Consider the following 11,177-nt stretch of genomic DNA (forward strand, 5'->3'; position numbering starts at 1 on the left):
CCGCCCTCGGGGAAGCTAAGGGCGTCCACATCCTTGAGTACCCGGTGGACCGGCCCGGCACCGACACCCGGGGATGCGGTGGTTCCGCCTTGGTAAAGGGCCGCCGGCAGGTCCGTATCGACGACCGGCGCCGCATCGCTTGACGGCGTTATAACCTGCAAGGGACGGCATTGCAACAGGACGATCTCTCCGGATGGGTCGAGGGCCCATTCGATATCCTGGGGCAGGCCGGCATAATCCTCGATGCGAATGGCCATGGCCGCCAACGCCAGGATCTGTTCGTCGGTAAGGGATGGCGCGGTCCGGTCCGGACCGGTCTCATCCATGCGACAGATCCCTTCCGTCGGGAAGCAGACGAATTTTTGCTCCTTGAGGGCAATCTCACGACGGCTGATGGAAAGGGCCGCAGATCGGTCGACGCGGAAGAGGTCGGTGGCCGTTGTCCCGTCCACCACGGCTTTGGGCAGCCCCCAGGCCGAGTTGATGGTCACCGTACGGTCGCGGATATCCATGGGATTGACCGAGTAAAGCACGCCGCCGCTGACCGCGTCGATCATTTCCATCACCCCCACGCACATCTCGGTGTCCGTTTCGGTCAACCCGCGGCTGAAACGATAGGCCAGGACCGCCGGCGAATAGGCCGCGGCGACAATCTGACGATAGGTTTCCAGGAGCCGGTCGCGGGAGACGTTCAGGGCACTTTGGTACAGGCCGGCAAACGAAGCGCCTTCGCGGTCTTCATTGAGCGCGCTGCTGCGCACGGCCACATGGGGCTCGTTTTTGCAACGGTCGGCCAGTTCCGCATAGGCCGACAAAATGGCCGTCTCCAGATCCTCGGGCAGGGGGGCATTTTCGACCAACCCGCGAATATCCGCGCTGATGGTGTAGAAGCGATGGGGACCTTCATCCTCGGCCCGCTGAATGCGGCGCTGGATTTCGGTCTTCAGGTCGTTGTGGGCCAGAAAATCACGAAATGCCCGTGCCGTGATCACGAACCCGTCCGGAATGCGGATTTGAAGCTGGTTGGCGGCATCGGCCAGCCCGGCCATTTTCATGCCCGCCTTATCGGCCTGGTGCTTGTCGAGCATGGCGAAATGGATGATCCAGGGACCGCCGGCATCGGTCTCCAGGTAGGGGTTGAGCTGACTTTCCAGCTCAAGGTGGATGGCCTGCAGGCGGCTGCTCAAGGCTTTATACTTCTCCGGTGCCAGGGCCTGCAGATGCTTGACGATCTGGTAGACCCGGGTGTAGGCGCCCATGGTGCGCGAGCGGATGAATTTCATGCCGAAGGGGGTGTTGCCCTCAAGGGCTTTTTCCAGTTCGGTCATGATCTCCAATGCCTGATTGTTGGCATTGAGCAGCAGCTTGAACTGGTGGTAGCGGGATTGGAATTCGATCCGCAAGGTGTTGGCATCCGCCTCATCGATCGGCGCGCCGCCGGGCCGGAACCAATTCATGATGCGTCGCCAGGGACTCATGGTGGTTTTCATCCATTCATCGGAATTCGGGTTATCCCGCTTAGTTAGGGAAAAAGATGCCGGCACGGCGAACCGGGAAGGCGTCGCCGTTCCGGCATCGATGGATTCAGATAACGGGGACCCGATTAATGCTCGAGATGCATCCCCACACCTTCGAATAGAAACATGATGCCGAATCCATACCACAAGGTATAGACCACGTAAAAGATCAACGAGAAGATAACCACCCCAAGGCGCTCGGTGATTTTTTGCCCCTCAATCCCATAATAATTATAAGCCGTCTCCACGGCTTTTTTGTTGACCAGGTCGGCCATTTTGGCCACGTTGAAGCGTTTTTGCTGCTTCAGGTTGAAATCCATGGCCTTGAGGGCGCTGTACCAGTTGTACATGACCGCTTTTTCCGCATAGCCGTAGCGCGCCTTCACGGTGGCCCCGTCGTTGTCGTACATGGACTGGGCGTCATCCAGGCAGTTGTTGAGGATGGTGAGGATGTTGCCGCTAACGGTCAGCTCGGCCCCGCTTTGGGTCACCTGGGCGCCGGCGTCTTCAAAGAGGATCACGGTTTGCTGGGCCTGGCTTTCACTCTGCAAGGTCAGGTTGAAGGTCAGGTCCGGCGATTGGATGGATTTGATCTCCTCGCGGACATCGCCGATGTAGTAAGCCGATCCCTTGGAGATCGAGTTGTAGAGATTATCCAGGAATTCAAGTCCGTTGTGTCCGCCGAAAATCGGCATGAACATGGCGATCAAAACGGCGCTGAACAGAACCAGCAAGGTCAGGCCGGAAAAGAATTTGCTTTTGTTGGCAATCATATGTGTTCTCCCTCCCCGCGAAGCGTACCGATGTTTTTCAAGAAAGTGCCGATCACCCAGACACCGAAGCCGCCGATGACGATGAAAAAGGCCCAGACGCCAATGGTTTCCAGGAAGCTGCCCATGCCTTTGGAGATGTTGATCACCCCCATGCCACCCAGCTTGGCCGGCAGGGCGAAGAACCGGTTGACGAAACCGGCCATGACCGCCATGGCGTAAAAGCCCCGAATCGTGATGCCCGGCACCACCTTGGTGACCATGGCGCCGACCTGGATGCCAAACAGGAACCCAACAGCATGCCCATGGCCAGGGTATAGAAGATGAACCCATAGATGGCATACTGGGAGATGGAAGCATAACCCGCGGTGAAAACGATTTGAAAGATGTCGGTGCCCACCGTGGTCATGGAGGAGACGCCCAGCATGTAGACGAAGATGGGGAAGGTGAGAAATCCGCCGCCCACGCCCATGATACCGGCCGCCAGCCCCACCAGTGCGCCGGAAAGGACCAGGAATACCCAGGAGATGCTTCGGCCGCCCGGGGTGAAGTCAAAATCGAATTTTACCATGGGGGGGATATTCACCCCCTGCAGCTTACGCGGCAGACCGCCCAGGTCGGCGCCTTCCGCCTTGCCACCGTGGGCCCCGCCGCCTTGATCCTCGCCACCGGCCATGGATTTCTTGGCCTTGAGAAAATCATACATGGCGTAAAATCCGAGGAAACCCAGCATCAGTGCATAGACCGTGGTGATGAAGGCGTCGGAAAGCACCGGGTTCAGCTCGTATAAAACCCGGTTGATGACCCCACCGGCGGTGGCACCGAGAATGGCGCCGATGAGAAAAACGGCGGCCAGTGGGACGGATACGTTACCCAGCTTGCGGTGAATGATGCTGCCCATGATCGCCTTGGCAAAGATATGAAACAGGTCGGTCCCGACGGCCAGGATACCCTTGACGCCGGCGCTCATCAACGCCGGGGCGATGATGAAGCCGCCGCCGGCACCGATGCAGCCGGTAATCAGGCCGGCGCCCAGGCCGATCAGGATTGAAACGATAAAGATGTTCAGGGAGTAAAAGGAAGGGTTGTACGCTTCCTTGCCACCGATAATATCGGGCATGGCACCAGCGATGTCACCTGCGAAGACGTAGCCGCCGATCGCCACCGGCAACAGCAGCAACAGCAACAGCAGCAGCCGCTTGCGGCTCTTTAGGATATTCATCGACATCTGCAACTCCCAGCGGGCATGATACCGTGCCCCCGCCATCATGAAACTACCCCATTGTTTGAAGAAGTTCATATCCTCCCCTCACTTTTCCGGTTAGAACGATTAATAAGATTAACACGATGCCAAACGACGGTCATGCTCACACCAGGTTCTTGACCCTTCGTTGGATCTTGTTCTCGTGGATCGTTTTCTTTTTGAACGCGTCTTCGGCCTTGTAGAGCAGATCATCCATGTCCATCGGCTTCATCAGATAATCGAAGGCGCCCATTTCCATGCCTTCGATGGCAACTTCCATGCTGGCATGTCCGGTCAGCATGATGACTTCCACCAGTGGATGGTGCTTCTTGATCGCACGTAGGGTCTCAATGCCGTCCATGCCGGGCATGCGTACATCCAGGATGATCACATCGGCAGGATGGGTTTCGAGCCATTCCAATGCCGCTTCCCCGCTGTTGACCCCCGCAACATCCACGTCGCGTCGTTTCATGCGCTTGAGCAGGGTGTTGAGAAAATCCGCTTCATCATCGACTAGAAGCAGTTTCATCGTTGCCATCGGTTTTCTCCCTGTGGCGGACCGCTTCATTGATCTTGGCCACGAGTTCCGCCAGTTCGTGTGGTTTGGTCAGATAGTCAAATGCCCCGTGGTGCATGCCCTCTCTGGATGCCTTTTCCGAGCCGTGACCGGTCAGCATGATGACGGGCATGTCCGGATCCATTTTTTTGAAGATTTTGAGGATCTCGATGCCATCCATGTCTTCCAGCTTCAGGTCCAGCACCGCCACATCGAAATCGCTCCGCCGCAAGAGACGAATGCCTTCGGTCCCCGAATGGGCGCGGGTGGTTTGGATGTTGCGCTTGGCCAGCCTTTTGGACAGCACGTCGACAAACCCTTTCTCGTCATCGACAAGCAAAAGACGGATCGCTTTCGAGTCGTGATGATTTTTGCGCGTTGGCTCCATGATTTCCCTATGCCATGCGTGATGTAATCTCTTTGATCCGGGCGCTGATGATTTTCTCTTCCTGTTGGCGCTTTCTGGCCGCTGCGTCGGACACCTTGGCGATCAGGTGGTCCATGTCACAGGGTTTCATCAGATAATCGAACGCGCCCAGCTTCATTCCCTCGATGGCCGACTCGACGGTGGCGTGGCCGGTGAGCATGATCACTTCCACCAGGGGGGCCTGGGCCTTGATGGCCTTGAGGGTTTCAATGCCGTCCATACCCGGCATCTTCACATCAAGGATCACGACTTCGGTCTTGCTCTCGCCGGTCAATTTCTTCAATGCATCGCTGCCGTTGAACGCCTGCTCGACTTCCAGGCCTCTTCTCGCGAGGCGTTTGGTCATCGCCTCCACAAAAGGGACTTCATCGTCAACGAGCATGATGTTCGCAATTGCCATGGGAAGTACTCCTTTCCGTTGATGGTCTGCCTACTGATTCTCGGTTTCCGAAACGGTTTCTTCCGTTTCTGGATCATCGCTTTCCGACGTTTTGATGGGCAGGCGGATCGAAAAGGTCGTCCCCACATCGACGGCGCTTTTCACCGCGATTTCGCCGCCCATTTTATGAATGATGCCGTAGCAGATGGACAGACCCAATCCTGTCCCGCTGCCCACCGGCTTGGTCGTAAAGAAGGGATCGAAAATGCGCGCCAGGTTGGCCTTTGGAATTCCGGGCCCGTTGTCGGCCACTTCGATCACAATCTTCCCATCGTTTTGATGGGCATTGATTTCCAGCACACCACCGGCCTTTTCCATGGCGTCCAGGGCGTTGTTGATCAGGTTGAGAAAAACCTGTTGAAGTTCGGATTGGGAGGCGGAAATGGCCGGCAATTTCTCGTCCAAATGGGTAACCAACTCGACATTGCTGTATTTGGCCCGCTGGGCCGAAAGTGAAACCAGTTCTTCCAAAAGCGGGCCGACTTCGAAATCCTCGATGCGCGAATCGGTCTTGCGGGCGAAGCTGAGCAGTTTGTGGGTGATCTCCTTGCAACGGCGTCCCTGAACGCGGATCTGATTCAGGGCACGTTCAAACTCCTTGATGTCCTCCTCGCTCTCGAAGGCGCCATCCGCCATCAAATCCTGCAGCCAACCGGCCTCCTCGACCATGATGGCCACCGGATTGTTGATCTCGTGGGCGATGCCGGCAGCCAGTTCGCCCACCGAGGCCAGTTTCCCGGTTTCGATGACCTGCTGGTTCATGATTTCCTTTTCTGTATCCGACGTGGCGATACGGCGAACCATTTTGGCCGACATGGAAATGGCCAGGGCGACGATCACGATGCCACCCAGGATGAAGAAAACAATGGCGATGATTTGGGCGTTGTGCAGATTGGAGAAGGCGTCGTTGCTTACCTGCTTGTAGACCAGCAGCCAGTCGCCATTTTTCAACAGGGCCGAGACGTAAAGGCATTTCACGCCGGTCCCGTCCAGACGCTCCTGAATTTCGACTTCCTTTTCCATGCGCTCCAATGTGGCGAAATAACGATCGTAGATATCGCGAGTCGGCGTGAAATCGAAAATCGGTTTGGTCTGGAACTGTCCTTCACGATTGAGAATATAGGCAAACCCGGTCTCGCCGATGCGAACCTGCTCCACCAGGCGGTTAAAAGAGACAAAGTCGATCGTGGCACGCAGAATGTAATTTTTTCCCTGCCAGGGTTTGCGCACGGTAATGATGAAATGCGGGGAACCGCGCAGCCCGAGAAATACATCGCTGGTATAATAAGGATTGTGGATGGCCTGCTTGAACCATTCGGCATCTGCATAGCGGGCGTTGCCCAACTTGAAGGGACCCGCATAGGCAATCTGCTGACCGGCTTCATTGACAATGCCCAGGTCGACGAACACCGTCCCGTAGGCGCTCTGCAGGCGGGAGAGGTGCTCGGCAAGCATGTCTTCCTGTTGGAGCTTGCCAAAGTCCACGTCTTCGACCAGGAAGCGGATGTTCTCAAGCTTTTCCACCAGAAACCCATCGATGTTGCGCTTGTGCTTGAGCACCAGTTCCTCAAGATGGGCAAATACTTTCTCATGGTAGGACGCGCTGAACTGATTCAAAATGATCCCGGTGACGATAACCATGGGGGCCAGAGAAATAACCATTACCAATAGAACGATATTGCGGGTGAGCGTTCGGTAATAGGGCGTGAGAGATGTCGACTTCGGATTCATGGCCCGTCCTAGCGTTAAGCGATTTTTAAGGATGCGTCATCAGTCGTCACCCCTTCGATATCAAGTTCGGTGCCATATCCCAATATGGTTTGTTTAAATCGTAACTACCTATAAATAAAATTGATATTTATGCCTTTGGCAGGTGCCGGGAAAGGTGTAAAAGAAGTTGACTGTCAGAAATTTTTACAGGCTGTAAAGGAATTGATCGTGATGTCGGGAAACTGTCGGGTCGCTTTACAGTATGGGAAGGATACAGGGGGGCGATTGCGCCTCGGCGTTGGCCCCCCCTAATAAAAGGTTGATGAACTCGTAAAAAGTCGCATTTCCGACGGATTCGTAAAAAGCCCGAGATCAAGGCTTGCGAATCCTGAGGAATGAGGCGTACTTTTGCGTACGCCGCAGTGACGAAGGATACGCGTAACGCCGATATCGGGCTTTTTACGAGTCCGTCAAGGTTGGCGATTCTTTACCCGAGGGGACAAATACCCGTGGCCCGGCGAATTTCCTCCAGAAATGGCGTACTGTATTCCCTGGCCCGCCGGGCGCCTTTCTTGAGGGTCGCTTCGACGTAGGCAGGATCGGCAATCAGCGCCTCATAGCGGCGACGCGGCTCGGTCAGCTCGGCATTGATGGTCTCGAAGAGGATCTGCTTCATTTCCCCCCAACCGATCCCCTGGGCGTAGCGCTGGCGCATGGCGGCGATCGCGTCGGCATCGGCGAAAGCCTTGTACATGCTGAACAGGCTGCTGGTTTCCGGATCCTTGGGCGCTTCCGGTGGCGAAGTGTCGGTTTTGATTTTCATGATCAGCTTGCGCAGTTGCTTTTCCGGCAGAAACAGCGGGATGGTATTGTTGTAGCTTTTGCTCATCTTGCGACCGTCCAGCCCGGTCAAGACGGCCGTGTCCTCGTCCACCACCGCCTCGGGCGGCACCAGCAGATCGCCATAGTGGTGATTGAACCGCAGGGCGATGTCGCGGGCCATTTCAAGATGCTGAATCTGGTCGCGGCCCACCGGCACCTTGGCGGCCTTGAACATGAGAATGTCCGCGGCCATGAGGATCGGGTAGCAGAACAGCCCCATGGTAACCCCCTGGTCCGGGTCCCGGGTTTCGGCGGCTTCATTATCGGCCACGGCCGCCTTGTAGGCATGCGCACGGTTCATCAGGCCCTTGGCCGTCATGCAGGTCAGGATCCAGGTCAGTTCGGGAATTTCGTGAATATCGCTTTGGCGATAGAAGATCGCATTGTCCGTGTCGAGGCCCAATGCCAGCCAGGTGGCGGCCACTTCCATGCTGCTTTGATTGACCCGCTCGGGATCCTGGCATTTGATCAGGCTGTGATAATCGGCCAGAAAATAGAAACTTTGCACATCGCGATCGCGGCTGGCCTCAATGGCCGGCCGGATGGCGCCAACGTAATTCCCCAGATGAGGTGTGCCGGTGGTGGTGATACCGGTCAAAACGATCTGTTTAGACATGAATCTATCCTGTTTTCGTCTGCAGGGTTAAAAATTATTCGGCTCTCAATATCCAAGGGTCGCTTATACGGTATATCTTTCCGCGAAATCAAGCCATAACAGACCAGTAGCGCTTTCCCGCTCCGCCTGCAAGACGGCAAGCTGGCGCTGAAGCCGTATGGTATCTGTGGGTAGGGTCTTTTGGGATGGGAGTACAGATCGTGACAAGTCGGGCCGGACGTCGCCGCGCGCCTTATCCTTCCTTGATCAGGTCGAATTTTTTCAATTTGGCGTAAAGGGTGTTGCGGCCGATGCCCAACGCCCGGGACATCTGGCTGATGTTGCCCTGGAAATGAATGAAGGCCCGATGGATAGCCTCTTTTTGGAGCATGGCCAAATTGAAACGCGATAAACTGTCGTCGGTCGAGGGGGGGACCGAGCCGCGAACCGATGTCGGCAGGTTCTCCCAACGCAGCACATCGCCATCCATCAGGGTGACGGCCGACTCGATGGCATGGTGCAGCTCGCGGATGTTCCCCGGCCATGCATGGGCGGTCAGCTCCTGGTAGAACTGCGGTTCGACGCTGCGGATCGGCCGGCCGAGGGCCTGGGACACCTGGTTGATGAAATGACCGGCCAGTTGTTGAACATCGTTGCCCCGGGATTTCAGTGGCGGCAGGTGCAAACAGACCACATTGAGCCGGTAATAGAGATCCGGCCGGAACTTGCCCTGGTCCACCATGGCCTTGAGGTCGCGGTTGGTGGCCGCGATAATGCGCGCATTTATCGTGATCGACGTTTTGCCGCCCACCCGCATGAGCTTTTTTCATCCAGCACGCGCAACAGGTTGACCTGCATGGTCAACGGCATCTCGCCGATTTCGTCCAAAAACAGGGTGCCGCCGGCGGCCTGCTCGAACTTTCCGGCAGCGCCGCCCCGGCAGGCGCCGGTGAAGGCGCCCTCCACATACCCGAACAGCTCGCTTTGGATCAGCTCCGGCGGAATGGCCCCGCAATTGACGGCCACGAAGGGCTGTTTGCGACGGGGGCTGGCATTGTGGATCGCTTTGGCCAAAACTTCCTTGCCGGTGCCGCTATCCCCGGTGATCATCACCGTCGTGGGCGTGGGTGCCACGCGGCGGGCGGTTTCGATGGCTTCCCGGATCGGCGAACTGTTGCCGATCACGGCGTTGAAGGCATCGCCGGTATCTGGTGCGTCTTGGAAACGGGAAGGGCGGAACGACTGGCGTTCGGCAATCACGATCAGGACCCCGGCCAGGGTCTGGTTGGGGCTGCGTACGGGCACGACCTTGGCGTCGTAGGCCGGGTTATAGGTGCAGCGGATGCGTACACTCCCCTCCGTGGCACAGGTCAGGTGGTGAAGGGCGGACTTGAGGTCAAACCAGGCGGCGGCATCCGCGCAACCAGGGCTTCGGCCGATGTTCCCATGAGGATGGCGGCCGTCGGGTTGGCGGCTCTGATTTTTCCGCTCCGATCGGCATAGACCAGCCCCTTCATGACCGCATTGAAAAGGGTGCTCATCAGGTTGGCCGACTGCATTCGGAACAGCCGGTTTTCGATGGCGCGTGCCCCCTCGATGGCCAGTGCCAGGGCGTAGGTGTGATCGGCGGTCTTGGGACCGGAAATGTCGATGCAGCCGATCGGGTCGCCGTTAAGGTCGAAGATGGGGGCCGCCGAGCAGATCCAGCCATGGTGACTCTCACAGAAATGCTCCCGCCCGGATACCTGCATGGGCCGGCCGGTGACCAGTGCCGTGCCGATGGCATTGGTGCCGACACTGTGTTCGGACCAATTGGCACCCGGCCCGAAATTGAGTTTGTCCGCCGCCAAAAGCGCCTGGATGTCGCCCCCCATGCCCACCAGATAGCCTTGGCGGTCACAAACGGTAACCAGGAGCCCCTTCCCTCGGATCAGGGTGTAGACCTCCTTTTGGGTATCCATGACCAGTCCCTTGAGCAGTCGATGTTCCCGTCCCAACGCTTTTGCCGGACGAATGTCGGTACATTTGCCGATGGCCGGATCGACGCCCATTTTCAGGCAGCGTTGCCACGAATCACTGACCGTGTCTTGAATGGGTTCACGGTTGGAACGGCCTGTCAGCACGTACTCCTTCCAGGTGGCTTTGTCGATTTCCTTGGTGGATGGAAATGCCGGTAGGTCGGAAGATCTCAACTGGCTGACGAACGATTCGTCCGGGTCGCCCTTGGCGATCACATAGCGGGAATGTTTTCTGACAAGCTCATGCATGGCGCTTTCTCCCAGAAGAACATTATCCGTTTCAGTTGATCCTGCTGCGGTCATGGCGGGTGTGGGAAGCACCCTTATTGAAAGACATTTTCAGTATAAGGAAGATACGCTGACGCGCACAAGCCTTTTCTTTTTTTTCCCTCCCTTGCCGCCGCCTGTTCGATTATTGAACAGTCCTTCCTGATTATTCAATAACAACTTGTAATTAAACAACTAAAATAAGTGGCATCGCGTTTGCTTTTCTGTTGGTAAGCGGTTCTTTGCAGAAGCAATTACAGGGAAAGGAGAAGATCGCCGTGGCCACTGATATCGTAATGCCCAAATGGGGCCTGACCATGAAAGCCGGAAAAGTCTCCCGATGGTTCAAAACCCAGGGGGATGTCGTACAAAAAGACGAAGCGTTGTTCGAGGTGGAAACGGATAAAATCACCAACAAGGTGGAATCCCCAGTGGACGGGATTCTTTTCCAGATCGTCGTTCCAGCCGGTGAAACCGTACCGGTGCAAACAGTGGTGGCGGTGATCAGCGATGTGGGCGAAACGCCCGAGCGACGATCGGCGAGTTCGTCCCCGGCCGAGGAACCGCCGGCGAAAGCCGCCGCTGCCGGTCCTGCCGCACCTGCCGGCAAAGCGGCGTTTGTACCGGCAACGCCCATTGCCCGACGACTGGCCAAGGAACGGGGGATCGATCTGGCGCTGGTGAAGGGTAGCGGGCCCAAGGGACGCGTGACCGAACAGGATGTTCTGGATTACCAACGCCGCGCCGGCGGCC

The 11,177-nt window shown here is 56.9% G+C and carries 12 protein-coding genes and 1 pseudogene; 1 reads left to right on the forward strand and 12 read right to left on the reverse strand.

What is annotated here, in order from left to right; all coding sequences use genetic code 11:
• The 12 genes and pseudogenes from JCM12296_RS28255 to JCM12296_RS28305 form a co-directional block, all read right to left on the reverse strand.
• Window positions 1–1,490: PEP/pyruvate-binding domain-containing protein (locus JCM12296_RS28255; RefSeq protein WP_174897334.1), on the reverse strand; the 1,490-nt coding region annotated here is incomplete at its 3' end.
• A 113-nt stretch (window positions 1,491–1,603) separates the two neighbouring features.
• On the reverse strand, window positions 1,604–2,290 hold the full coding sequence (locus JCM12296_RS28260; RefSeq protein ID WP_054700093.1) for a hypothetical protein: 687 nt from the start codon (window positions 2,288–2,290) through the stop codon (window positions 1,604–1,606).
• Complete coding sequence (locus JCM12296_RS45975) at window positions 2,287–2,493, reverse strand: hypothetical protein (protein WP_246804998.1); 207 nt, start codon at window positions 2,491–2,493, stop codon at window positions 2,287–2,289. The genes JCM12296_RS28260 and JCM12296_RS45975 overlap by 4 nt, the downstream gene beginning before the upstream one ends.
• A complete protein-coding gene (locus JCM12296_RS28265; protein ID WP_246805000.1) occupies window positions 2,433–3,587 on the reverse strand; it encodes a sulfite exporter TauE/SafE family protein in 1,155 nt (384 codons plus the stop codon). Before JCM12296_RS28265 ends, JCM12296_RS45975 begins: the two co-directional genes overlap by 61 nt.
• 67 nt (window positions 3,588–3,654) lie before the next feature.
• Window positions 3,655–4,059: a response regulator gene (locus JCM12296_RS28270; RefSeq protein ID WP_246805002.1), complete on the reverse strand. Its 405-nt coding sequence runs from the start codon at window positions 4,057–4,059 to the stop codon at window positions 3,655–3,657.
• Window positions 4,037–4,474 (reverse strand): response regulator, encoded by a 438-nt coding sequence (locus tag JCM12296_RS28275; RefSeq protein WP_054700096.1) that lies wholly within the window; start codon window positions 4,472–4,474, stop codon window positions 4,037–4,039. Before JCM12296_RS28275 ends, JCM12296_RS28270 begins: the two co-directional genes overlap by 23 nt.
• A 7-nt stretch (window positions 4,475–4,481) precedes the next feature.
• Entirely contained in the window at window positions 4,482–4,913 is a 432-nt protein-coding gene (locus tag JCM12296_RS28280) for a response regulator (protein WP_054700097.1), read from the reverse strand.
• Window positions 4,914–4,943: 30 nt separating this feature from the next.
• Window positions 4,944–6,683 carry a sensor histidine kinase gene (locus JCM12296_RS28285; RefSeq protein ID WP_054700098.1) on the reverse strand — a complete coding sequence of 580 codons (1,740 nt, stop codon included), beginning with the start codon at window positions 6,681–6,683 and terminating at the stop codon, window positions 4,944–4,946.
• A 466-nt stretch (window positions 6,684–7,149) separates the two neighbouring features.
• Window positions 7,150–8,160 carry a tryptophan--tRNA ligase gene (locus tag JCM12296_RS28290; RefSeq protein WP_054700100.1) on the reverse strand — a complete coding sequence of 337 codons (1,011 nt, stop codon included), beginning with the start codon at window positions 8,158–8,160 and terminating at the stop codon, window positions 7,150–7,152.
• Between the two features lie 232 nt (window positions 8,161–8,392).
• On the reverse strand, window positions 8,393–8,881 hold the full coding sequence (locus tag JCM12296_RS48755; RefSeq protein WP_422699184.1) for an AAA-type ATPase lid domain-containing protein: 489 nt from the start codon (window positions 8,879–8,881) through the stop codon (window positions 8,393–8,395).
• A pseudogene (locus tag JCM12296_RS48300) lies at window positions 8,882–9,444 on the reverse strand (sigma 54-interacting transcriptional regulator); the annotation flags it as partial.
• A gap of 65 nt (window positions 9,445–9,509) precedes the next feature.
• On the reverse strand, window positions 9,510–10,406 hold the full coding sequence (locus JCM12296_RS28305; protein WP_054700108.1) for a GAF domain-containing protein: 897 nt from the start codon (window positions 10,404–10,406) through the stop codon (window positions 9,510–9,512).
• A 296-nt stretch (window positions 10,407–10,702) separates the two neighbouring features.
• Between JCM12296_RS28305 and JCM12296_RS28310 the strand changes: the two genes are divergently transcribed.
• On the forward strand, window positions 10,703–11,177 hold a 475-nt coding region (locus JCM12296_RS28310; RefSeq protein WP_246805004.1), incomplete at its 3' end, for a biotin/lipoyl-containing protein.

The organism is Desulfosarcina cetonica JCM 12296, from assembly GCF_001311845.1.
Classification (GTDB): domain Bacteria; phylum Desulfobacterota; class Desulfobacteria; order Desulfobacterales; family Desulfosarcinaceae; genus Desulfosarcina; species Desulfosarcina cetonica.